At 57.1% G+C, this 23,797-nt stretch carries 21 protein-coding genes, 1 tRNA gene and 1 pseudogene; 9 read left to right on the forward strand and 14 right to left on the reverse strand.

What is annotated here, in order from left to right; translation table 11 throughout:
- Positions 1-56: 56 nt before the first annotated feature.
- The 5 genes from AC05K6_RS07890 to AC05K6_RS07910 are packed head-to-tail and all read right to left on the reverse strand — an operon-like array spanning position 57 to position 6,401.
- Positions 57-1,829: an ABC transporter ATP-binding protein gene (locus AC05K6_RS07890; RefSeq protein WP_011273121.1), complete on the reverse strand. Its 1,773-nt coding sequence runs from the start codon at positions 1,827-1,829 to the stop codon at positions 57-59.
- Positions 1,822-3,570 carry an ABC transporter ATP-binding protein gene (locus tag AC05K6_RS07895; protein WP_011273120.1) on the reverse strand — a complete coding sequence of 583 codons (1,749 nt, stop codon included), beginning with the start codon at positions 3,568-3,570 and terminating at the stop codon, positions 1,822-1,824. The genes AC05K6_RS07890 and AC05K6_RS07895 overlap by 8 nt, the downstream gene beginning before the upstream one ends.
- Before the next feature lie 7 nt (positions 3,571-3,577).
- Complete coding sequence (locus tag AC05K6_RS07900) at positions 3,578-5,047, reverse strand: ABC transporter ATP-binding protein (protein WP_011273119.1); 1,470 nt, start codon at positions 5,045-5,047, stop codon at positions 3,578-3,580.
- Positions 5,044-5,769, reverse strand: coding sequence for an energy-coupling factor transporter transmembrane component T family protein (locus AC05K6_RS07905; protein WP_011273118.1), 726 nt, complete (start codon positions 5,767-5,769; stop codon positions 5,044-5,046). The genes AC05K6_RS07900 and AC05K6_RS07905 overlap by 4 nt, the downstream gene beginning before the upstream one ends.
- Positions 5,766-6,401: an MptD family putative ECF transporter S component gene (locus AC05K6_RS07910; protein ID WP_448307471.1), complete on the reverse strand. Its 636-nt coding sequence runs from the start codon at positions 6,399-6,401 to the stop codon at positions 5,766-5,768. The genes AC05K6_RS07905 and AC05K6_RS07910 overlap by 4 nt, the downstream gene beginning before the upstream one ends.
- Before the next feature lie 140 nt (positions 6,402-6,541).
- Here AC05K6_RS07910 and AC05K6_RS07915 point away from each other — a divergent pair.
- Positions 6,542-6,817, forward strand: a pseudogene (locus AC05K6_RS07915) (IS481 family transposase); the annotation flags it as partial.
- A gap of 30 nt (positions 6,818-6,847) precedes the next feature.
- Here the strand turns inward: AC05K6_RS07915 and AC05K6_RS07920 are convergent.
- Positions 6,848-6,920, reverse strand: a tRNA-Arg gene (locus AC05K6_RS07920).
- Between the two features lie 173 nt (positions 6,921-7,093).
- Between AC05K6_RS07920 and AC05K6_RS07925 the strand changes: the two genes are divergently transcribed.
- A complete protein-coding gene (locus AC05K6_RS07925; protein WP_293792087.1) occupies positions 7,094-8,623 on the forward strand; it encodes a glutamate-cysteine ligase family protein in 1,530 nt (509 codons plus the stop codon).
- 67 nt (positions 8,624-8,690) lie between these two features.
- Here the strand turns inward: AC05K6_RS07925 and AC05K6_RS07930 are convergent, their stop codons facing one another.
- Both AC05K6_RS07930 and AC05K6_RS07935 read right to left on the reverse strand, forming a co-directional pair.
- Positions 8,691-9,449, reverse strand: coding sequence for an enoyl-CoA hydratase (locus tag AC05K6_RS07930; protein WP_476728249.1), 759 nt, complete (start codon positions 9,447-9,449; stop codon positions 8,691-8,693).
- Positions 9,450-9,504: 55 nt separating this feature from the next.
- Entirely contained in the window at positions 9,505-10,362 is an 858-nt protein-coding gene (locus AC05K6_RS07935; protein WP_476728250.1) for an aldo/keto reductase, read from the reverse strand.
- Positions 10,363-10,558: 196 nt separating this feature from the next.
- On the opposite strand from AC05K6_RS07935, the gene AC05K6_RS07940 reads away from it, so the two are divergent.
- Positions 10,559-11,440, forward strand: coding sequence for an ABC transporter ATP-binding protein (locus AC05K6_RS07940; RefSeq protein WP_293792091.1), 882 nt, complete (start codon positions 10,559-10,561; stop codon positions 11,438-11,440).
- Positions 11,437-12,657, forward strand: a complete 1,221-nt coding sequence (locus AC05K6_RS07945) for an ABC transporter permease (RefSeq protein WP_293792121.1) — start codon at positions 11,437-11,439, stop codon at positions 12,655-12,657. The genes AC05K6_RS07940 and AC05K6_RS07945 overlap by 4 nt, the downstream gene beginning before the upstream one ends.
- A gap of 93 nt (positions 12,658-12,750) precedes the next feature.
- Here the strand turns inward: AC05K6_RS07945 and AC05K6_RS07950 are convergent, their stop codons facing one another.
- Positions 12,751-13,110 carry an FKBP-type peptidyl-prolyl cis-trans isomerase gene (locus AC05K6_RS07950; RefSeq protein WP_293792124.1) on the reverse strand — a complete coding sequence of 120 codons (360 nt, stop codon included), beginning with the start codon at positions 13,108-13,110 and terminating at the stop codon, positions 12,751-12,753.
- Between the two features lie 130 nt (positions 13,111-13,240).
- Positions 13,241-14,518 (reverse strand): citrate synthase, encoded by a 1,278-nt coding sequence (locus tag AC05K6_RS07955; protein ID WP_293792127.1) that lies wholly within the window; start codon positions 14,516-14,518, stop codon positions 13,241-13,243.
- Positions 14,519-14,945: 427 nt separating this feature from the next.
- Between AC05K6_RS07955 and serC the strand changes: the two genes are divergently transcribed.
- The 3 genes from serC to AC05K6_RS07970 are packed head-to-tail and all read left to right on the forward strand — an operon-like array spanning position 14,946 to position 18,396.
- Positions 14,946-16,103, forward strand: coding sequence for a phosphoserine transaminase (gene serC, locus AC05K6_RS07960; protein WP_293792130.1), 1,158 nt, complete (start codon positions 14,946-14,948; stop codon positions 16,101-16,103).
- A 51-nt stretch (positions 16,104-16,154) separates the two neighbouring features.
- The gene (gene sepH / locus AC05K6_RS07965; RefSeq protein WP_293792132.1) at positions 16,155-17,447 is read left to right on the forward strand and encodes a septation protein SepH; all 1,293 of its coding nucleotides are present in this window, start codon (positions 16,155-16,157) and stop codon (positions 17,445-17,447) included.
- 34 nt (positions 17,448-17,481) lie between these two features.
- Positions 17,482-18,396, forward strand: a complete 915-nt coding sequence (locus tag AC05K6_RS07970; protein ID WP_293792134.1) for a DUF6928 family protein — start codon at positions 17,482-17,484, stop codon at positions 18,394-18,396.
- On the opposite strand, the gene AC05K6_RS07975 is transcribed toward AC05K6_RS07970, so the two are convergent.
- The 3 genes from AC05K6_RS07975 to AC05K6_RS07985 all read right to left on the reverse strand — a co-directional run bounded on the left by AC05K6_RS07975 (position 18,393) and on the right by AC05K6_RS07985 (position 21,736).
- Positions 18,393-19,292 carry a TrmH family RNA methyltransferase gene (locus tag AC05K6_RS07975; RefSeq protein ID WP_476728251.1) on the reverse strand — a complete coding sequence of 300 codons (900 nt, stop codon included), beginning with the start codon at positions 19,290-19,292 and terminating at the stop codon, positions 18,393-18,395. The genes AC05K6_RS07970 and AC05K6_RS07975 overlap by 4 nt on opposite strands.
- A gap of 4 nt (positions 19,293-19,296) precedes the next feature.
- The gene (locus tag AC05K6_RS07980; RefSeq protein WP_293792138.1) at positions 19,297-20,805 is read right to left on the reverse strand and encodes an NCS2 family permease; all 1,509 of its coding nucleotides are present in this window, start codon (positions 20,803-20,805) and stop codon (positions 19,297-19,299) included.
- Between the two features lie 187 nt (positions 20,806-20,992).
- Entirely contained in the window at positions 20,993-21,736 is a 744-nt protein-coding gene (locus AC05K6_RS07985) for a DUF3027 domain-containing protein (protein ID WP_293792166.1), read from the reverse strand.
- 39 nt (positions 21,737-21,775) lie between these two features.
- Between AC05K6_RS07985 and AC05K6_RS07990 the strand changes: the two genes are divergently transcribed.
- The gene (locus AC05K6_RS07990) at positions 21,776-22,657 is read left to right on the forward strand and encodes a glutaminyl-peptide cyclotransferase (protein ID WP_476728252.1); all 882 of its coding nucleotides are present in this window, start codon (positions 21,776-21,778) and stop codon (positions 22,655-22,657) included.
- 65 nt (positions 22,658-22,722) lie between these two features.
- Positions 22,723-23,316, forward strand: coding sequence for a DUF2771 domain-containing protein (locus AC05K6_RS07995; RefSeq protein WP_473964037.1), 594 nt, complete (start codon positions 22,723-22,725; stop codon positions 23,314-23,316).
- A 68-nt stretch (positions 23,317-23,384) separates the two neighbouring features.
- Here the strand turns inward: AC05K6_RS07995 and AC05K6_RS08000 are convergent, their stop codons facing one another.
- Positions 23,385-23,768: a cold-shock protein gene (locus AC05K6_RS08000; RefSeq protein ID WP_293792142.1), complete on the reverse strand. Its 384-nt coding sequence runs from the start codon at positions 23,766-23,768 to the stop codon at positions 23,385-23,387.
- Positions 23,769-23,797 lie beyond the last annotated feature (29 nt).

A 23,797-nucleotide genomic window follows, 5' to 3' on the forward strand; every position in this document is an offset into this window, starting at 1 on the left:
CGTGCTGCGGGGGGAGAAGGGTGCCCCCGCAAACAACGCCAATCTCGGTGCCCGCGTTAATCGCGTCCCGAATTGATTTTCCACCCGCGTGCTGCTTTGCGTTGCTGCCAGAAGTGACGGTAGATACCGGGGACATCGGAAAGCTCAGAATGCGTGCCCAGCTGGCTGACTTGCCCGTGTTCATCCAAGACTACGATTTGATCAGCAGATTTGATTGTATCCAGCTTATGGGCGATGACAATGAAAGTAGATTGCTCCCGTAGCTCGTCCATCGCAGCAAGAATGTTTGCCTCATTTTCTGCATCGAGCGCGGAGGTAGCCTCATCAAAGAGTACAATCGGCGCTTGTTTGAGAAGCGCGCGAGCTACAGATACGCGCTGGCGTTCACCACCGGATAGAAGCCGCCCGCCTTCACCAACTGGAGTATGCCACCCTAGGCGGTTGGCAATAGAAGTCACGCCTGAAAGATCAGCTGCGCGGAAGACTTCCTCATCGGAGGCGTCGGGACGACCAACGCGGATATTAGCGATTAACGAGTCGTCGAAGAGGTAGACGTCCTGAAAGACCATGGACAGTCTGGACATTAACTGTTCGGTTCCAAGCTCGCGGATATCTACGCCGTCAACCATCACCGACCCGGAATCTACATCCCAGAATCGCGAAATAAGGCGCGCAATTGTGGTCTTTCCGGAGCCAGAAGGACCGACAATGGCGGTAACGGTGCCTGATCGAGCATGGAAAGCGACATCTACCAATACTGGTTTATCGCCGTATCCAAACGTGACATTACGCAGCTCTACATTTCCCGAACCATCGCCTGGGCGCGGAGTAGTGGGTTCTGGCAGGGAAGGAGCATCGGTGATGAGCTCAGTTTCTGCGAGCGCGATACGGCCGGCATCTAAACCGACGAAAGAAGAACCCAGCTCCTCAAGCGTGCGGGTAAACCTCAAGCTGATTCCGATGATCGCAATTGTTTCTAGTGGCGATAGGGCGCCTTCAACGGCAAAATCCGCGGAGACCATAATGAGAGCCACGATGAAGATCTGCACTACTATGCCGTTGAGTAGCAAAGCTAATGTGGATACCCATAGCTCGCGTATTCGTGCTTTATGGTCGATTTCTAGCGCTTGCTCTAGTGGCGCAAAAACTTGTGATTGTCCTGCCGCGCGCAGGGCTGGTTGACGGTTAGCAAATTCTACGATGCGCTGGGAGAGCTCTTTACTCGGCCCCAGTGTGCGGTTCGATGCTTTCTCACGAATCCATGCAGCCAACTGCATCACCACGAGCGCCAATGGTGCGATGATAAGAAGGACCAAGCCCAGCTTCGGGTTCCAGAAACACGCTCCTACTAACAAGGTGACAAGTGCCGCGCTATCGCGGTATACCGTTCCTTGAATATGCGCAATGGTCTCGGCCGCCACCATAAAGCGATCTGAAACGAGGCGAGATAGGCCGCCAGTATTAGCCGGTACGAACCAGCCGAGCGGTAGCGTTGCTAATTTATCGCCCACAGTCGTGTGCGCGGTTCGGATGAAATCCAAGGCCGTGTGGTAAGAGGCCATGGTTGCGAAAAATCGTAGCGCAAAAGCTACGAGCGCAATTGCCAAAAGCGTCCACATCCATGGTGCGATCGTCGTATCCCCATCGAGTGCCTTTGTAAGTGGCACGAGCGTGAGAACGGCGAGGCCGTCAAGCACGCCCACGATAAGAGATAGACAAGCATACCTTTTATTGAGCTTATGGCCTACAGGGCCTTGCAGCTTTTTGACACTGCGAGTGAGTAGCGGATCACGAAGACGCGAACTAGCAGGCGTAGTGGCATTAGACATGAGAATTATCCTTCATAGGCTTGAGGCAGATTATTTGGTCTGCGCCTTGGATGGACTCCGGCTTGTGGGCGATGACTAAGACGGTCTTGCCTCTGACGAGTGTGGCTAGAGCTGCTTGAATTTCTGCTTCGCAGTCAGGATCAGTTGCCGCAGTAGCTTCATCCAGGATCAAGATTGGGGCATTGGTAACAATTGCCCGGGCAATAGAAATGCGTTGCTGTTGTCCACCGGATAAAGAGATGTCCTCACCAACAACGGTGTCGAGCCCAGCCGGTAAAGCGCGAATATCAGCAGCTATGTGCGCAGCCTCTGCAGCTTGCCAGATCTCTTCATCGCGGGCTTCTGGGCGTGCAAGGCGAATGTTTTCCCGAATACTCATACGCAGTAAGTGAGGATCTTGTAAGACGAAAGCCACAGTGCGGTACAAACTGTCGAAAGTGAGATCACGGATATCCACGTGGTTGATAGTGATTGTGCCCGAATCTGGATCCTGGAAACGCGCCAGCATCGTTGCTGCTGTGGATTTGCCAGCCCCAGAGGGGCCAATCAATGCCGTGACAGTGCCTGCTTTTAGTTGCGCAGAAAAGTCTTGGAGGACTGGTGTGTCTGGGGCGTAGCTAAAGCTGACCTTATGGAACTCCACCTCCATGTCTTGACTATTGGCATCGAGGCTCTTTTGGCCTTCTTTCACGTGGGAAATTGTCATGACTTCATCAAGGCGCAACGCCGCATTGCCAGCGAGCTGGTAAGACCACATCATTTGGCCGACGGTTTGAATCGTGCCCGGGAGCACCAGCGCAATTAACGTTGTTGCGATGACTTCAGCGACCGTTACATAGTCACCAGCTATCAGCAGGGAACCGACTCCTACATTGATAAGGATGAGGACAGGAACCGCCACCACAGACTCTGAGATTGCGCTAACACGCAGAAGAGGACGTACCCACTCGTAATAGAATTCCGCGAATTTTTGGGCAGCTTCGCGATATCGAGCGTGGGCTTTGCCAACGGTGCCGAAAGCCTTGATGACGGAAATACCTTCGGAGAACTCCACCGCAGTCGCAGAGACCTCACCCAGATAATTATCCATTTCCGCAGTTTTTGTGCCCATATCTTTCATTGAATACGCTTGGATTGCTAGGAAAATGGGCACAGTGGCAATAGAAAGAAGACCAAGGCGCCAATCCAAGATAAAGGCATAAACCAGAAGCGCGAGGGGCGTAAAGATCGCGGCGACCTTCTCTACAGGAGCGTGGGCTGTCAGGGTGTGCAGAGTTAACGTATCGTCCTCGACGGCTTTGCGAACTTTGCCGGAATTAGTCTGGCTAAACCACGAGAGTGGTGCTTTCGCAATAGCGTTAATAATTCGGCGCCGGTTAATCCCCACCAGCTTTGCATCAGCGAAGTGGGTGATCGCAAGGGCAAGGAAATAGAAGAATAGCTGGCCCAAAAAAGTAGCAAGTAGCCATTTCACAATGGACGCGACGTCATCAGTATTGCCGTCGATTAGAGCATTTCCCAGTGCCACCAACGCGACGTAGGGTGCTACGGCGAGTATCGAGGATATAAGCGCGAGAAACTGTGCGAAGTAGATGGTTGTTTGCACTGGGGCCAGTAGCTTTTTTAGAGCGACCTGGCCGGCTTTTAGTTTTGCGCGAGCCTCTTCTTCCGGTGACGCACCGTGTGATTCTGGTGCGTGGGTTCCGCTTGATTCTGTGGAACTCTGTCTTATTTCAGACATTTCTTTCTCAATCCTTGTTGATGTCAGTAATATCGATGATTCTGGTGACTGATTCTTGGATGAATTCGTGGTCATGGGTGATGACGATGACCACTGCTCCGCTTGCTGCAAGAGATCGAAGCAGCGCAGAGATGGATTGCAGTTGGCGCCAGCCCACACCAGAGGTAGGTTCATCGAAGATGTAGACCTCTGCTTGCTCGGCTTGGGCTGAAGCTATGGCTAAGCGTTGCCGTTGCCCACCGGACAGAGACTGCGGATGCCGTTGGGCCATTCCTGCCAGATCGAGGCGATGGAGAATCTCATTGACATCGATGTGGTCCCGCTTCTTCTTTGCCAGTCCGAGCGTGACTTCTTCTTCGGTGGTGGCTGCGAATAATTGGCGGCCAACATCTTGCATCACCATGTACGCGGCACGTCTGCGGGCAGCCGCTCCTACTCGTTTGCTGTTCAAACGGAGATTACCGCCGCGTTTGGGAGAAGCAAGACCACAAATGATCCTGGCGAGGGTGGTTTTTCCAGCGCCGTTGGGCCCGATTAAGGCAGTGACTTCGCCGCTGGGGAAAAATGCGTGGTCAATGTTTAGCACCTCATGCGTGCCATAAGAAAAACAGATGTTGCTTAACTCGAGTCCGCTCCGCTGGGGATCGGCGTTTTCGAGCGTGGGTGGTACCGGCACGCTCGCGGGCAGGGGAACGTGGTGTAAGCTGCGTAGCCCCAATTGTTTGCGTTCGGGTTCGTCTAAGCCATAAAACTCCTGAGCGTGGAAACTCCGCGTTATTTTTCCCTGAGTCAAGTAAATGACTTGGTCAGCGATATCTTTTAAGAAAAAGAGGCGGTGATCAGCGATAATGATCGTTGTGCCTAATTCCTTCAAGCGGTGTAGCACGCGTGCAAGAATATCGATGCTTTCCATGGAGAGATTGGACGTGGGTTCATCGAGAAGCACGAGACTGCCCGGGGACACAAGCGCGCATGCGCATGCCACGGTTTGTAACTGTCCACCAGATAATTCTTTGAATCGCCGGCCCCGAAGATCGTTAATGCCTAGTAGCTCGACCGCTGATTGAATCCTCGACTCAATTTCTGTGGGATCCACACCAAGGTTTTCTAGCCCGAAGGCCAATTCTGCATTGACGCTTTCAGTGAAAAATTGTGTCCTTGGATTCTGGAATACTGAGGCGCTGAACTCGATGGCTCGGAACAGCGGTTCTTCCGTAGGGTTAAAAGCCTGGTCATCCTTTATAATAGTGATGGTGCCTAGTAGCTCTCCTGGATTGAAATGGGGGATGAGCCCGTTGATCAACTTGAGTACCGTGGACTTTCCCGATCCGGAATCACCGGTAATCAGTAGGCACTGTCCTGGAGAGACAGAAAAAGACACATCAGATACACCTTGAATGCCTGGCCGAGCGCCCGATGGATATGTAAAAGAAACGTTGTGGGCGTTTACACTGGTTGCGATACTGCGTTCGTTCATAAGTGGACCTCCATGGGAAGCCAGACAGAGGCAACAACGAGGCCCAACCCAGCTAGTGCAGTTGCATCGACAAGCTTGAAGGAAAGATCGGCGGTGGTGGTCGGACGTATGGGGCCTCCCAATCCGCGGACAAGAGCAGAGGCAGCGAGCTCATCACCAGCGCGGACGACGGCGCCTAATAGGGGGATGATCAGCATCGCGGACGAATGTGTGGGCTGTGTGATCCAGCTTTTTACTCCAGGCTGGAGACCCCGAAGGACCATAGCATCGCGGATCGCTTTGGCTTCTGCCACGATTATCGGCAAAACGCGCAGGAAAACCGCCGGTGGAATGGTGGCCCAGCCTGGTAAACGCAGGTCCCGCAGTGCTGAGGTCAACGTGGATGGTGTGAGAGTGAGCAAGCCGAATGCGCCGATGGACATGCTGATGACAAAACGGCTTAGCCACGAAAAAATTGCCGCTGAAAAAGCGAAAAATGTGGAGCCAGGAAGCTGTAATAGGCCCCAATACCCTAGATAGGATAATGCAAAAGCGAACAGGCAAATAAGACCATAGTGTGGCTTTACTGTAGCTAGTGCGATGGAGCTGAAGGCGATAGAAATCAGCAGTGTCGGTAGGTGGCCGTGGCTGAGAGCTACCGCATTGATTACTAGAACAGAAAGCAGCACGGTCCGTGGATCGATCGAAGATCGACGAAGCACGCCCTGTTTTTGCAGGCTCACAGGAGACCAGCGCTTTCAAAGTGTTTGTGGCTGACGCGAACTCCGACCTTTCCTCCGATAAAGCCGACGATGAGCGCACAAATGGCCAGTACTCCAATGGTCCATGGCTGGAAGATATCCGACATAGCATCGGCGTATTCTTGACCCATTTGGTCTGCGATATCGACGTAGTATGAGTCTGTATCCAGAATTAGCGGGATAAAAGGCAAAGAAATCCAGACACAGAAGACGCCGTAGGCAATAGGGAAGGACTTGGCAATACTGAGGTGGCTTTTTGCAATAATCAAATCCGCGATAAACCCAAGAATTATGCTTCCCAGCAAGGTCCAGAAGTAGTGTCCGGTAAGCATGAATGCTAATCCGTTAATACCACCGACGAGGGTGAAAGCACCCATTTTGGGCGTGCGGGCGGCATAAAGCGCTAGCACGATTCCGTTTGCGATTGCCGCGATAAACCATCCAATAAACATGAATTGTGGTCCTGCGAATCCAATCATTCCGCTTATAAAGGTGATTACAAAGTAAAGTGCAGCAAAGATGCCAGCGTTGATGAGATCTCTGGTGTTTAAACGTGCCGTCGACCCACTGGATGAGCTTGCACTCCGTGCGGGCGTAGAGGACTGTTGGGCCATAGTAAACCTCAATTCATGAACAGCAGGAAAGGTAAGGCTTACCTAATACAGATAATACTCTTTATAAACTACTTCTAGTTTTGATCTGAAGATTCACCCTTAATGGGGGTGAATGCAGATAAGTAGACACCAAACCAGACCACGACTACCGACTACGCACCGACAAAGTCGGCACCAACGGCAAGACAACCCTGCGATGGGGCAGTAAACTACGCCGCCTCTACATCGGCCGCCGATGGGGCGGGGGAACCAATCACCATGGTGTCTGCATCGACAACCACGTCGACATCAAAATAACCGCCACCGGGGCACAAATCGCTGCCTACACACTTACCGAAGAAAAGATCTACTACAACAAGAAAGACAACGAACTCAACCCCAGTCGGGGCAACCAAAAACAAAAATCTCGAGACACCGACCGGAACGATGTCTCGAGACTTCCAGCGTGCCCCAGAGAGGAATCGAACCTCCGACACCGGCTTTAGGAGAGCCGTGCTCTATCCACTGAGCTACTAGGGCAATCGCATGGCAAACGGCAACCAGCGCTCATCCGCAGCCTGCCGACCATGCGAACTACATAATACAAGCCAGGCTTTGTTCCCTGTTAACCAGACCTTCGGCTCATTGACACTAGAGGCGTCAGCACCAAAATCGCCGGCGCTGCACCCGCAGCGAAGCTACGATCGATAAGTATGGGCGACGCAGTATCTAAAGATACCTACACACCGAAACAACGCACCCGCTTCCGCGAGCGGCTCAACGCCGAGCTGGAGGTCTTCGATAAGCACCTTCAAGACTCTGAGTTCATCAACCAGGGCACCATCGGCCTGGAACTAGAGATGAACCTCGTGGACACAAACATGCAGCCCAACCGCTGCAATGAAGAAGTGCTGGCGAAGCTGGAAGAAGCCTATCCGGGCGAATACCAGTCTGAAATCGGCTCCTACAACGTGGAGATGAACCATCCACCACTATCCATCACCGGTCGCGGGTTGGAGCAACTCCAAGAAGGTCTCGACGAACGCCTGCACGCCGTGCAAAAGGCTGCTGAGCAGTTGGATTCCCGCGCAGTGATGATCGGCACCCTGCCAACGCTGACCACTGACTTCCTCAGCGATCCCGCCTGGATGACGGACGAAAACCGCTACAAGGCACTCAACAATGCAGTCCTGGAATCCCGCGGCGAACTCGTGCGCATCCAGCTCGAAGGTGCACTGCCTGGCCGTGTACTCGGCACCGTGGATACCTACCGCCATGACTTCGAGGACATCGCCCCGGAGTCCGCCTGCACCTCCATGCAGCTGCACCTGCAGGTGGCGCCGAACCTTTTTGCCAACGCCTGGAATGCCTCCCAGGCCATCGCTGGCGTGCAAGTAGCGCTCAGCGCAAACTCGCCTCTTTTCGTCGGCCATAAGCTCTGGCACGAATCACGCATTCCCGTCTTCCAACAGGCCATCGATACCCGCACCGCAGAACTCGTCAACCAAGGAGTACGTCCCCGCGTATGGTTCGGCGAACGGTGGATCACCAGCGTATTCGACCTCTTCGAGGAAAACGGACGCTACTTCTCTCCCCTCCTCCCCGAGGACCGCATGGAAGCCGGCACACCAATCATGTCCGGCGACAGTCCCGGCCTGCACTACATGAACCTGCACAACGGTACGGTCTGGCGTTGGAATCGCCCGATCTACGACCCGAACCTGGAACGCTCGCACATCCGCGTAGAAAACCGTCTGCTCCCCGCCGGCCCCACTACCGCCGATATCGTCGCAGACGCTGCCTTCTACTACGGCCTCGTCAAGTTCTTGGGAACGCAGAATCGCCCCGTGTGGTCACGGCTTTCTTTTAACGACGCCCACAAGAACTTCATCACCGGCGCCCGCGAGGGGCTGCGCGCCAGCATGCGCTGGCCACGTCTGGGCAATGTTCCGGTGCGCACGCTCATTACTGAACACCTACTTGACCAGGCAAAGGAAGGGCTTGAGCTACTCGACGTAGATTCCGAACTGATTGACACCTACCTGGGGATCATCGAGGGGCGCGCACGGAGCGGCCAAAACGGTGCCACCTGGCAACTGGATACCATCAACCGACTCGCCCCGAACAGCGAACCGGATTCTGAGGAACGCGCCGAGGCGCTGTCCACAATGCTGCAGCGCTACGTGGCTCACCAAACCTCCGGCCAGCCGGTACACACCTGGTCCGTCGAGGGACACGCCTAGCACCCCTTACTGTGACTCGGCTGTTCCCGGGACTAGCGCCCCTTACTGTGCTCGGCTGTTCCCGGGATTAGCGCCCGGTGAAGTGCGGAGTGCGCCCCTCAGCTCGCGCCCGGCGCGCCTCCTGCACATCCTCACTGGCCCAGATGGCAGGGATCATCTGCTCCAACTCCGCATCGGCGTACATGTCGGAGCTGTTCAGCACTCGTTTTGAATGCTTCATAGACAGCGGAGCCTGCTGCGCCACCCGATATGCGATGGCTGTGGCATCCGGGGTGGCGTCATCAAGCAGTACAGAAAAACCTGTGGCTCTTGCCTGTTCGGCACTTACCCGAGCACCTGCCAAGAACACGTTCCGTGCCAGTGCCCCGCCCATCAGTTCGCGAGCACGGTCGTGGGTCCACAGATCCAGGGCGAAGCCGTGGGCGGCCACGGGCACCCAACAGGCCCCCTCGTCAGAGAAAACACGCAGATCGCACGCCAAGGCGATCTGGCAACCAGCGCCGACAGCAGGGCCGTCTATATCAGCAATAACTGGCACCGGGGCGGTTTGGATGGCCGACAGCATGTTCTCCATGGCTACCCAAAAATCATCGGCATATACGCCACCGGAGAGATCCGCACCGGCACAGAACGCAGGACCCTCGCCACGAATAAGAATGGCGCGCACCCCGGCTGTGGTGTGGGCGCGGACGGCCTCCGCTACCGCATTTGCGATGGTCGCGTTGAGGGCGTTGCGCTTCTCCGGACGATTAAGGGTGATCACACCGACCTGTGGGGCGGTGGGGTCAGCGGATTCGGTGTGGGTGAGGACATGCCCTGCGCTCATGGGTAGGAATGTACCGCAGACAAGCTACCGTGCGCTGGGCTTTCGCTAGAAGGATCTACCCCTCTAGCCCCGCATGGAAGGTAAAGGGGTCACCGCCAATGCGGCCGTCTTCTACGTCCAGAGCCTCGATGGCGGCAACCTCGTCGGCGGAAAGCTCGAAACCGAAAACGTCGAAGTTCTCGCGCACGCGCTCCACCTTGGAGGAACGCGGAATCACCACATCGCCGCGCTGAATGTGCCAGCGGATGATGGCCTGTGCCACGCTCACACCGTTCTCGGCAGCGATCTTTGCAATGGTCGGGTCGGTCAGGTTCTGCCCCTGCCCCAGTGGCGACCATGCCTCCGTCACAATGCCACGGTCGTGGTTATCCGCGCGCTGCTCAGCCTGGCTGAAGCCCGGATGAATCTCGATCTGGTTCACCGCTGGGGTGTGCCCGGCCTGCTTCAATGCATCCAGGGCCGCAGGGAAGAAGTTACACACGCCGATGCTAATCGCACCGCCGGACTGCTGGATCTCCGCCATCGAATCGTAGGCCTGCACAAATTTATCTGCCTTCGGGCACGGCCAGTGCAGTAGATAAAGATCCACATAATCCAGCCCCAGCTTGCGTTGGGACTCCGCGAAGGCCTCCGTGCCCCGCGCCTGGTCGGCGTTCCACAGCTTAGTGGTGATAAATAGCTCTTCGCGCTGTACGTCGCCCGCATTGACAGCATCGGCCACGGCACGGCCAACGGCTTCTTCATTTCCGTAGATAGCTGCCGTATCGATGTGGCGGTAGCCGGTTTCAATTGCGGCACGCACCGAGCTATACGTGTCCTCGTCACTCAGCTGCCAAACCCCTAGGCCCAATTGAGGAATGGTCTTTCCATCGTTTAGCTCTAGGGCTGGTACGACATTCTTAATTTCACTCATACCCCCATTTTTACGCCACTTGAATTGAACTTGCGATTGCGCTGTTAGAAGCTATTTTAGAAACTTTTTCCTACATAAGGCAGAAAACTATTGGAGGCAAAACCCTTTGCTTTATGATACAGTCCGCTGGAACTACCCACGCAGTTAACGTCAAAAACGTTTCATAGGACGAATTTCAAGGAAAACCAAAAACTATATGGAAACCCTTTATATCGACAATCTCAATAAGAGTTACGGGGATCACCAAGTCCTTCACGACATGACTCTGCAGGTCGCACCTGGCGAGATGTACGGCTTCGTCGGCTCCAACGGTGCCGGCAAGTCCACTACGATGCGCATCGCGCTCGGTGTGCTCGCAGCGGATAGCGGCGAGGTACGTATCGGCGATACCCCAATGAACGACGATCTACGCCGTCTCATCGGCTACATGCCAGAAGAGCGTGGCCTTTACGCCAAGGAGAAGATCGGTGACCAGCTGCAGTTCTTCGCCCGTCTACACGGCCTGAACGACGCTACGGCAAAGCGGAATGCAGAAGATTTGCTGGAGCAGCTCGGCCTAGCCGAGCGCGCCGACGACAAGCTGGAAGAGCTTTCTCTGGGTAACCAGCAACGCGTCCAGCTAGCGGCCTCCCTGATCCACGACCCGGAGCTGTTGATTCTCGACGAGCCATTTTCCGGCCTGGATCCCGTTGCCGTGAACGTCATGAGTGACCTGTTGATCGAGCGCTGCAAGGCTGGTGTGCCGGTACTCTTTAGCTCCCACCAACTGGATCTGGTGCAGCGTCTATGCGACCGTGTCGGCATCATCTCTAAGGGACGCATGAAGGCCGAGGGCACCGTCGAGGAACTGCGCACTCGTGGCCCTCTTGTCTATGAAGTACACACCCCAGCGCGCGACTGGTACCCCCAGGACACCCGCCTGGTTGAAGATTTCGGCGAGGGCGTGTTGCTCGAGGCTGAGTCCACTGATTTGGATCAGCAGATCTTGCAGTCCGCATTAGCTGTCGGCCCCGTCCATTCCTTCTCCCGCCGCATCCCGCACCTTGCAGAGCTCTTCCAGGAGGTCGTCGAATCATGAGTTACTCTTCCCCCAAGACCATTGCCATCGTCGCCAAGCGCGAGGTTCAGGTGGCATCCCGCAGCAAGGCCATCATGCTTTCATTGGGCATCGTCGCGGTCATCATGGTCGTCGGTATTGTCGCCGCCGCCTGGTTCACAGGTAAGGACGACGATAACGGCAAGCCCCAGCTCGGCCTAGTAGGGGTTGAGAAGGAATTTATTGACGCCCCCTCGTCATCTAATGCCGAGGATTCAAAGGGGACGGACAGCCCCAGCGGCGTTGATGCACGCACAATAGACTCCCGCGAGGACGCATCTGCACTGGTCAAGGACGAGGAACTGGATGCAGCTTTGGTAAAGACGGACTCGGGTTACGAGCTACTTAGCAATGGCGATCCAAACCCAGCGATTCTCAACGTAGCCACCACCGCGATCAATGCCAATGCACAAGCTGAGGCACTAAAGAAGGTCGGGGTTTCCCCTGAGGAGTTCGCCAAGGCCACACCGTCAGTACAGCTGGATACGGTGAACGTAAAGGAAGACGACGCAATGGAGGCAAACGGCCCGCAGATTCTCACCACCATGGTGGGCGTAATGCTGATGGCCTACTTCATCATCCTTTTCTCCGCGAATGTCGGCGGGCGCATCACCGAGGAGAAATCCTCGCGCGTGGTGGAGATCATTCTGGCTTCTGCTCGCCCGATGGATTTCCTGGCTGGAAAGATTATCGGCAGCACCCTATTCGGCTTCATCGGCACAGCAGTCCTTCTGGGCATCGGAACCGTCGCCCTGACAGTTTCCGGCCTACTGGGGGATGTTGACTTCGACTACTCCGTCGTCGCCCTCATGTTGGTGGCCTTCTTCATCGGCATGTTGTTCTTCGGCAGCCTCTACGCAGGCGCGGGTTCGCTGGTCTCCCGCACAGAGGATCTGCAGTCCACTCAGGGGCCGATCCTGCTGTTCATCATGGGCATGACCTACGCCCCACTCTTTGGCATCAGCAATATCGAGTCCAACTTTATGCAGGTACTGGGCTGGATTCCGCCGTTCAGCCTGACGGTAGCTCCGATGAACCTCGCAGCGGGCACGATGAGCCTGCCGGAGGTACTACTGAGCTTCCTGATCGCCGCCGTCGTCACGGTGCTGGTGATCGCGCTGGTAGCGCGCGTTTACCGCAACTCCATCCTCCATAATGGCAAGAAGATGACCTGGGCTAAGGCTCTTAAGGGAGCCTAGTGCGCGGCCTTCCCCCCGCTCTAAATGCGCAACGCAAAGGCGCCTGCCAGAAGCAGGCGCCTTTGCGTTGCACTCTCGTCCTCTACTGCACTGCTAGTTCACTGCAATCAAGTCGATGATGTAAACCAGTGTGCGGCCAGATAGATCCTGCCCCAGCTCGGCCGGACCATAAGCCTTCTCCGGGGGGATGGTCAGCTTACGGCGACCGCCAGCGCGCATGCCAGGGATTCCTTCCTGCCAACCGACAATCAGGCCAGATAACGGGAACTCTAAAGATCCACCACGATCCCAGGAAGAGTCGAACTCCTCGCCAGTATCAAAGTCGACACCCACGTAGTGAACCTCCACCATGCCACCCGCTACGGCCTCAGCACCATCGCCGATCATCAGATCTTCCACCACCAGATCTTGCGGGGCGGGACCAGCTGGGAGGTCGATGTGCGGTTTACTCATGGGAAGTCTCCTTAGATAATGATCGCTTCTCGAACCTTCACCCTAGCAAAACGCGAAACACCCCCTCGGGGGATACGCTTTGCGTAACCAGCCCGAGGGGGCGGCGTCACTCAGAAAAGAACAGAAGTTCTTAGAGCTTGCGCTCGCCTTCGCCAGTGTAGATCTGGCGCGGGCGGTTGATCTTCGCGGTCGGGTCGTTGACCTGCTCCAGGTAGTGAGCGATCCAGCCCGGCAGGCGCCCCATGGCGAACAGGACGGTGAAGAAGTCCGTCGGGAAGCCCATTGCACGGTAGATCAGGCCGGTGTAGAAGTCCACGTTCGGGTAGAGCTTACGGTCGATGAAGTAATCGTCGGCCAGGGCGATCTCTTCCAGCTTCATAGCCAGATCCAGCAGGTGATCGCCACCCAGGTGCTCCAGGATCTCGTGTGCGGACTCCTTGACGATGGCCGCGCGCGGATCGTAGTTCTTGTATACGCGGTGGCCGAAGCCCATCAGCTTCACGCCCGGCTCCTTGTTCTTCACGCGGTTCATGAACTCAGTAGCGTCGCCGCCGTTAGCGTGGATCTCCTCCAGCATCTCCAGAACAGCCTGGTTAGCGCCGCCATGCAGCGGGCCGGACAGGGCGTTGATACCCGCGGCGATGGAGACGAACATGTTGGCCTGGGAGGAACCAACCATGCGGACGGTGGAGGTGGAGCAGTTCTGCTCGTGGTCAGCGTGCAGGATCAGCAGCTTGTCCAGCGCGCGGGTAACTACTGGGTCATCCTCGAACGGCTCGGTCGGGTAACCGAACATCTGGCGCAGGAAGTTCTGGCGCGCGTTCATGGAGTTGTCCGGGTACATGTACGGCTTACCCTTGGACGCGCGGTAAGCGTACGCAGCCAGCATCGGCACCTTCGCCATCAGGCGGTAGGTGTTCAGCTTCTGGTGCTCCGGATCCAGCGGGTTCAGGGAATCCTGGTAGTAGGTGGACAGGATGTTCAGGGAGGAAGCCAGGACGCTCATCGGGTGTGCGTCACGCGGGAAGACGCGGAACTGAGCCTTGAAGTCCTCATCCAGCAGGGTGTGGTTGCGGATGTTGGTGTTGAATTCCTCAGCCTGCTCCTTGTTCGGCAGCTCGCCGTTAATCAGCAGGTAGGAAACCTCGTTGAAGGTGGCGTTGTTGGCCAGGTCTGCGATGTCGTAACCGCGGTAACGCAGGATGCCGTTTGCACCATCAATGTAGGTGATGGCGGACTTGGTGGAACCGGTGTTGACGTAACCGGGGTCCAGGGTGGTCAAGCCGGTCTCTGCCAGCATCTTGCCCAGTGCCACACCGTCGTTGCCTTCGGTGGCGTGGACAATGTCCATTTCGTACTCTCCACCCGGGTAGTGGAGAACGGCCTTGTCCTGATTATCAGTAGCCATTGACATCCCTTTCTGAAATGTTCACGTGCCTGCCCGCAGCGATAGTTAAGCGATTGCTTCGATAAAAGCTTGCGCCGGAACCGTTGGAGCGGAACACAGATTCACGGTTTCACTTAAAAATTGTAGCCGCTTTAGGGCTTCCCCGTATGGCATTGCTTGCATGGCTTAGCCCTCGGGGGGATACGGCACACTGTAACGCTTGTGTGACCCACATGACAGTTTGACAGTCGTGAGCGGGGGTACTCCCGCCGTCAAACTCCGCAATTCTTATATTTTTGGCACCTTTTGGCCAAGTAGAGCTCGCGACGGTCTACCCTGTTAAGGCAAGCACATCTACTAGGTAAAACCCGTACTAGGTAAAACACCTTCTAGGTAAAACGCTGCCCCGCATTAATCAAGCGAATCACCTGAGCGATCTGAGGGAGTCATGAACGCATCTGCCAACGACCAGAACACCTTGCCCACCATTCCCGCGGAGTTCATCCCCGCTGACGGCCGCTTCGGCTGTGGCCCGTCGAAGGTTCGCCCCGCCCAGCTGCAAGCGATCCAGGACAACGCCGCGATCTTGGGCACCTCCCACCGCCAGGCTGGCGTCAAGGACGTCGTTGGATCTGTACGCGAGGGACTTTCGCAGCTGTTTAACCTGCCTGAAGGCTACGAGATTGTCCTATCTCTCGGTGGCGCCACTGCTTTCTGGGACGCAGCCTCGTTCGGCCTGATCCGCAATAAGTCCGCTCACCTGACCTATGGCGAGTTCTCCTCGAAGTTCGCCAGCGTCTCCAAGAAGGCTCCGTGGCTTGACGAGCCGCAGATCGTTGCCGGCGATCCGGGTACCGCCCCTGCACCGAGCCAGCTGGACGGCACCGATGCAGACCTGATTGGTTGGGCTCACAACGAGACCTCCACTGGCGCCATGGTGCCGGTAACCCGCCCGCAGGCTGCGTCCAACGACACCCTGGTTGCCATCGATGCCACCTCTGGCGCTGGCGGCCTGCCTGTCGACATGAATGAGGCTGATGTCTACTACTTCAGCCCGCAGAAGTGCTTTGCTTCCGACGGAGGCCTGTGGCTGGCGGCTTTCTCCCCTGCTGCCCTGGAGCGTGTCGAAGAGATCGCTGCTTCCGATCGCTACATCCCGGCCTTCCTGGATCTGAAGACCGCCGTGGATAACTCCCGCAAGAACCAGACCTATAACACCCCGGCAGTCGCTACCCTGCTAATGCTGGATGACCAGGTGAAGTGGATGAACGCCAATGGTGGTCTAGACGGCATGGTTGCCCGCACCACCGAGTCCTCCCAGACCCTGTACAGCTGGGCAGAGTCCCGTGCAGAGGCTACCCCGTTTGTCCAGGATGCGGATTCCCGTTCCCTCGTCGTCGGCACCATCGACTTCGACGAGAACATCGATGCGGCAAGGATCGCAAAGATCCTGCGTTCCAACGGAATCCTCGATACCGAGCCTTACCGCAAGCTGGGGCGTAACCAGCTGCGCATCGGCATGTTCCCGGCGATCGACCCGGAGGACATCAAGAAGCTCACCGGTGCCATCGACTTCATCCTCGATGGCGGCCACTCAGCCAAGTAATTCTCTGTAGCTCCTTTTCTTCTCCACCCTCCAACTGTGCTTTAAGTATGGTTGGAGGGTGATGTTAATAACACAGCCGTCATTTGCTGCATCACCCGTCAGGAGGCCACGTTGCAAGAGCTGAAATTTGTCGTCGCCGATAGCGATGCCTCGTCACTCGTGCTACGCGCCGTTGACCCCGCCGTCGGCGGCCCAATCGCCGAATACTTTTTGCCTGTCACCGATGAGCTACGCGCTTTTCTTAGTGACGCCCCCACGTCCAGCGCTAATAGCTTGAACCAGGCTAGGCTTTCCGACACTGCGGATGGAGAGGAAGTACCCACGCGCGAAGCGGCCTCAACTGATGCAGATGACGTTCCTGCCTCGACTGCTGCGGCTGAGTCTTCCCCGGACACTTCTGCCAACCCTCCCGTTGACGCGGTGGACGCAACAGATACAGCTTCCACCGGTACTGCACCCGCTGCGACGGGAGCTGATAAGGGAGATGAGGAAGCGGAGGAGACCGAGGTGGCGTCGCTGTTCCAGGGGCGCTCTCGAGAACGCACGCAGGAACGCGGCAAGCACCGCTCTAACGCACGACCGCATCGCACGAAGATTGGGATGTCTCCACGTGTGATCCAAGATCGCATCCGCCATGGCGCGACCGTCGCCGAGTTGGCAGACGAGGCCGATACGGATGAATCGCGCATCGAGCCCTATGCATGGCCGATCCTGCAAGAGCGCTCGCGCATCGCCGAGCTGGCGCATGCTGCGCTCCCGGTCAACGGCGATGGCGTGTCGAACCAGCCGTTGTGGGAAGTTCTGGCTACCGCGCTCGCAGCCCATGGCGAGGCTCTTTCCGACGCCGAGTGGGACGCATTCCAGAACGATTCAAAGCAGTGGATCGTCACCGTGAGCTGGGAAAAGGATACCGCCGGGCGCACCGCAGCGCACACCGCAGAATTCATGATGGAGCTTCGTGGGTCGGAGAAGGCTCTGGCTCACCCACACAACAGCATCGCGGGAGATCTGGTGAACCCGCGCTACGGACAGCCTGTACGCAGCGTCTCCCCAGTGACTCCCCTCCTGCACCCCACCCAAGGTCAGGGCGCAAACAATTGGCAGGACAAGGCAGCACGGCGGGAGGAATTCACCCACTCCGCTAATGATGGTGCCACCGGAGCGGAAACCACTCCCCCCGCTGTACACGGTTCCCCTGCAGACCTAGACGACCGGGGAGATAATGAATTCTTAATACACCCTGACGCAAAGTCTGCGAAGCCTAAGCGGAAGCGCAAGGCCGTCACTCCTCACTGGGAGGACGTCCTGCTGGGTGTGCGTACCAACCCCAAGAAGAAGAACTAGACAGAAGAACTAGGCGATAGAAGGAGCCACAGCTGTGACCCTGGTGACCTTATGGTTTGTTAATGAGGCCAACCCCAGCACCGTAATGCACCAGGAGCATAAGGTCGATCGCGGTTTTGCCCGCAAGTACCTGGCACAGCTGAACCCCGCCTGGCCGTTGACGCACATCGGCGACTTTGACATGACGCGCAGTGCCACTCCTGGCCCTGACGAGTTCTATATCGGTGGCTACCCGGGACTCTCCGTGGTACAGACGGTGATCCCCGATCTACGGAAACTCTCTGAGCTGCCGGAGCGCTATCGCACACTTGTGAGCGCAGCCGACGTGTACGCCTCGTGCGTAGTTGCAGACCCGGAGACCGCCGCCTCGACAAAACCAGGTGACGGAGGGGATCCGGCTTCTAAGGAGGTCAACGAAACCTTCGGCGGCTTCGCACACTGGGCCGGAGGCACGCTCAAGCGCTCTTTCTGCGCGACCCGCGAGACGGTGTTTGAGGATATTGGCCTGCCGGGTGAGTTTGAGTCCGAGTTCTGGGCTGGCACTACTGAAGCACACGGTATCCAACTTCCGTTTATCCCGGCTGAGCTGGCCACCGCCGCCATCGAATCCTGGCTTGGCTTTTCCATTTCTGGTGCCGGTCCGGCGCTGCCGGTTGCAGCTTTCGCGGTAGACGGACGACCGGAGGCTAAGTCCTCCGAATACGATGGTCTCACCCACGGTCGCTCCACTCCCGAGGACAAGGTTTCCGTGTACGACGATGAGCAGGGCTACGACGATTATGCTGCCCCGTCGCGCGAGTCTGAGCCGAGCAGTGCAGAGGTAGCCAAGAACGTACTGAATTCCCTTAGCCGTGGCGCTCGCAAGGGTATTAGCGCTGGCGTGCAGGGGCTTCGCGGGATGTCGAAGAAGCTGGGTGAAGAAGTGCGCCGCCGCAGCCGCGGAAACTAGCGCACAGCCTCGTAGAACGCGATGGCCGCGGCCGTCGCCACATTGAGCGAATCGGTTCCCCTCGCCATTGGAATGCTCGCGCGCACATCCGCCGCACGCATGGCGTGCTCGGTCAGGCCGGGGCCTTCTGCGCCGACCATCACCGCCACCTTCTTTCCCTTCTCACGGGCAGATTCGGTGGCCTCCCGCAAAGTAGTATTCCCCGCTGGGGTCAGAGCCACGACCTCGTAGTCGCGCTTTCGCAACATCTCCAGGTCTCGCTGCCAAGTAGTGGTAGTACCAGGGAATTTTGCCCATGGCAGTCGCAGCACGTGCCCCATCGAAACGCGCACACTGCGGCGGTACAGGGGATCGGCGGTAGCAGCGCCGAACAGGACGGCATCCACTCCCAGCCCCGCGGCGTTGCGGAAGATCGACCCGATATTCTCGTGATCCCCCACACCTTCCAGCACCGCAATCACACCGCTGGATTCTGGAGCATTCTCCACCTGCTCCAGTACCGCTTCCACAGCGCTCACGCCATCGGCGGCGTAATCTCCCCCGTCTGTTCTCGATTCCGTGGAGGGAAGCCGATCTGCCGAGGCAACCAGGCCTCGGTGCATATCGAAGCCCGCAACCTCTTTGAGCACTTCGCGGGACACCTCATAGACGGAGAATTTGGCGTCAACACTAGAAAGAGCGCAAGAAAGCTCGGCCTCGATCGCCCGAAGCTTCCCCGGGAACCCCACAACCGCGCGAGTCGGGTACGGGCTGGCGAGCAGTCGGGGAACGACGAGGGTACCCTCGGCAATGATTAGCTGCTCACCAGACTTTTTATCGGAAGCATTGAGGTTCCGAAAATCGTCCAAGCGCAGATCGGCGGGATCAACAATTCGGATGGGCTCAAGCTCAGGCATTGTTCTAGCCTCGCAGCATGTCCATTACAGGGTCTGCGGCAAAGTACACCACGAACATGATGGCCACGAGGTACAGCAGCGGGTGCACCTTCTTCGCACGACCCCCAACCACGGCCATCAAAACGTAGGTAATGAAGCCCACGCCGATGCCGTTGGCGATGGAGTAGGTAAATGGCATAACGATAATCGTCAAGAAAGCCGGCAGAGCGACATCGAAACGGGCGAAGTCGATGTCCTTAATCTGTGCCATCATCATCGCACCGACGATCACCAGAACCGGAGCAGCAGCCTCAATCGGCACGATCTCGTACAGCGGGGTAAGGAACATCGCCAGGATGAACAGCAGGCCGGTCACCACATTGGCTAGGCCGGTGCGTGCACCGTCACCGATACCAGCAGCCGAGTCCACGTACACGGTGTTCGAGGAGCCGGACACCGCACCACCGACAACCGCACCGGCACCCTCGACGATCAGAGCAGTGCGCAGGTTAGGCAGGCGCCCCTCTTCGTCCGCAAGCTTGGCCTGCTTGCCCAGGGCAGTCATTGTGCCCATTGCATCGAAGAAGTTGGCTAGCACCAGGGTGAAGATCAGCATGCAGGCGGCCAGAACACCTACGCGGGAAAAAGCTCCAAACAAGTCCACAGCACCGACCAGTGAAAGATCCGGCACGCCACCCAAAGAATCTGGCCCCTGCGGAACTGCTAAGTTCCACCCCTTCGGGTTGGGCTCGCCTTCGACGAAGGACGGGCCGGTGTGGGTCACAGCCTCCACGATCATCGCGATAATAGTGTTGGCGACGATACCGATAAACAGGCCACCGCGAACCTGGCGAACTACCAGAGTGCCGCAGATAAACAGCCCCAGAATGAATACGAGCGTCGGCCAGGAAGCAATGGAACCATTAATGCCCAACCCGACGGGGACCGTGGTACCCGCAGCATCTGGAACACGGCGAACAAAGCCAGAGTCGACCAGGCCGATCAAAGCAATAAACAGACCGATACCCACACCGATCGCGGACTTCAACGAGGCGGGAATGGAGTTAAACACCGCTTCACGAAAGCCCGAGACAGCCAGCAGCACAATGACGATACCGTCGATGACAACCAAGCCCATGGCCTCCGGCCAGGTCAGCCCCTCCGTACCGACGAAGGTCACCGCCACTAGGGTATTGATACCCAGTCCTGCAGCAATGCCGAAGGGGTATCGAGCAATAATGCCGAAAGCGATGGTCATCACGCCTGCTGCCAAGGCGGTCACGGCGGCCACACGAGCGGTACCGAGCTCGTCACCATTGATGTCTGCGCTGGTTCCCAGGATCAGCGGGTTCAAAATGATGATGTAGGCCATCGCGAAGAACGTGACCACGCCACCACGGATCTCAGTGCCTACCGTCGACTGGCGTTCCGAGATGTGGAAGTAACGGTCTAGAAAGCCACGAGTTTGGGTTTCGCGGGCCGCTGATTCCTCTGTTTTGTCTTTGCCGGCCTTTGTGGCCCGTGCATCTGCCATGTGGGATTCTCCCCTACCTGTACGAACTGTTCGTGGCTACTACCCCTTCATCAGAAACGTAGGCAGACACCACAATATGAAACGACAAGTAATAAGTAACCACCCCGCAGGGCATTTATGCAACTATTAGGCGCCCCCTGGGCGGCTCTGCGCCGTCGGCGCCTTTGGGCGGCTCTGCGCCACCCCGCTACTCAAAGCGGGAAAGTCCCTCATCGACATATACGCCGTAGCTATTGGTGCCCTCTCCAAGTTCCTCACCAATGGATTCCTCCACCGTGGCCGAGTGCGCGCCGCAGCCGTAATCTTCCTGCACCACCCGCCCGTCGGCGGAAAACTCGTTGGTACATACCCCAATGCCGTTTTCTACGTCATCGAAAGGAAGGTAAAACGCGCAGGTTTCACACTGCAATTCCGCCTGCTTCGCAAACTCAGAGCGCGGCCCATACTCACCCTCGCGCCATCTCTTGCGAGCTTGACGGAGTCCGAGGTGCGACAAAGTGTTACCGGCCCGCGGGTTGCGCAAGAAACCATCGCCATCCTGCAGTTTCGCCCATGGCGTGAGCCGTTCGTCGTCGCGGCGCGGCGGCAGTGTATCGCCCGGCCCTAAGTCACCTGGCTGCACGCGATCCTCGTATGGCACCCATTCAGGCGCTAGTGCAGCGTGCTCGCCTGCTTGCAGGCTGACCTCATTGATCGTCAAGACCCCACTGCCCGGCACCGTCACCAGCACCACAACCCATTCCCAACCTCGGTAACCAGGCACCTGGCTAGCAAAGCGGTAAATCCCCAACCCTTCGCCGTCCGTCGCGATGCCGAGTGCCTTCCCCACCTCGTCGCCGCCAACCTCTTCCACTGCGGCGCGGGCTAGCTCCCTCGCCTCTGCAGAAAAAAGTATCGGATCTGCCTTAGTCTTCTTACTCACCTGAACCATTATGCCTGCCAGCTTCTCGCCGTGATGCATGATGGTTGCATGTTCTCTTATCGACGCCACCCTCACGCATCTATCCGCCAGCACTATAAGGGGCGCACAGCAGTCCACCTCGCCGCAGCTGTTAGCGCAATGACCCTGGCGTGTGCGCTGACCGCGTGCGCGGAGGACGATGGGACGTCACCAGTAAAGAAGGGTGCGACGGCGGAGGAATATAACGATGCGCCGATGCTTGAGGCAAAGGTAGATGAAGTACATCCCTGGGATAAAGCGGCATTTACCCAGGGGCTGGAAGCTAGCGACGATGGGCGATTGCTGGTTGGCACCGGGCTCCACGGGGAGTCGCAGATCTACTACACGAGCCTCGCCGGAGATAAGTCTGACGAACAAAAGCTGGATAAGGAATTGTTCGGCGAAGGGGTGACTATCCATGGCGATACGGTGTGGCAGTTGACATGGAAGGAACACACGGCGATTAAGCGCGATGCACGCACGCTCGAAGAGATCAGCCGCGCCGATTACGAGACCGAGGGGTGGGGGCTGTGCTCGCAGCAGGACCGGCTGGTCATGAGTGATGGGTCGGGAACGTTAACGTTCCGCGATCCAGAGTCTTTCGAAAAGACTGGCTCCGTTGATGTAACAGGCACCGATCAACTCAATGAGCTCGAATGCACTGCAGATGGCATGGTGTGGGCGAATGTGTGGCAAACCGACAAGATTTTAGAGATAGACCCGGAGAGCGGGAAGGTTACGCATGTCGTGGACACAGCTGGGCTATTCCCAGCAGCACAGCAGGACGGAGCGGATGTTTTGAACGGTATCGCGACTGTCCCAGGAAGTTCCCCCGAGGATCGTCGCTTTTATCTCACGGGCAAGCTGTGGGATGAAATGTACGAGGTGAGTTTTGCAGAGCCGCAGGGCTAATAGTGCTGGTATCTAGCACGGGCTAGTAAGAAGAAGTTAACGACGGTGAATTAGGATCGAGAAGCGTGAGCGAGCAAGAGAAAAACGACCCGAAAACCTCCGCTAAGCCTGCGCCGAAGCTATCAAAGAAGCAGCAGCGCAAGCGTGCACAGCGCAAGCAGCTGCTGACAATGGGCGCCATCGTGTTGTTAGTGGTGGTGGTTATCGGCGGTGTGCTGCTCTATAACCGCTGGCAGGACGGAAAGGTTGAAACCTTGCCGCAGGAACAGCGCATCACCGCCATCGTTGACGGCAAGGAGCAGGAGATTGCTCCCTATTCGGTCTGCGAGCTAGACGATCGTGACTGCAATCCCACCGAGCCCCACAAGCTGGAGGTTGGCGATGCCAAGGAAGTCACTCTCAAGTTGCCGGAGGATGTATACAACCACGATTGGTCGCTACTGCAGATTTTCGATGACCCGGGGGCAAATCAGGACAACTACTACAAGGGAGACGAACGTCAGGAAGTTACGCTGAAGACCGAAGCGGATGTGAAGTCTAAGGACGGCAGCACTCCGAAGTTGAAGGTTCTGGAGCTCCACTCCATGCTGATCGGGCTGGACGACAACGACGAACAAACCCCCTACGCAACTATCTGGTCGATCGAGATCGCCCAGTAGCTTCCCTAAAAAAGGGACGCGCAGGGGGTTTAAAAACTAAGGGCTGGGAGGGGCTATAGCCCGGCTCTCTAGCTATCGAGCTCCCGAGCAATGGTGCGCAGGATTTCCGCCACCTGGCGAGCTTCCTTACGCTCCGGACGGCGGCCGGACTGCAGCACTGGCAGCACACTGTTATCTAGCAGTGTGATCGTATCCTGCACCATCTGCTGAAGCTGTTCTGCATCGTACTTGTGCTGTGCACGGCGAGGACCATTGTCCAACACCGTCATAGTGTGAACCTGAGGTCCACGACGACCGGCGATGAACTCGTACTCAATGCGCTGGCCCTTGACTAGTTCGGTGACGCCGTCGGGCAGCACCTGGGAACCGACGTACACGTCCTCGTCCCCAGGGTTGCTCACGAAGCCGTAGCCGCGGTCTGCGTCGTACCACTTCACTTTTCCGGTTGGCATGGGATCACCCTATTTCCTTTGAATCATTA

The organism is Corynebacterium sp. TUM25020 (assembly GCF_056388495.1).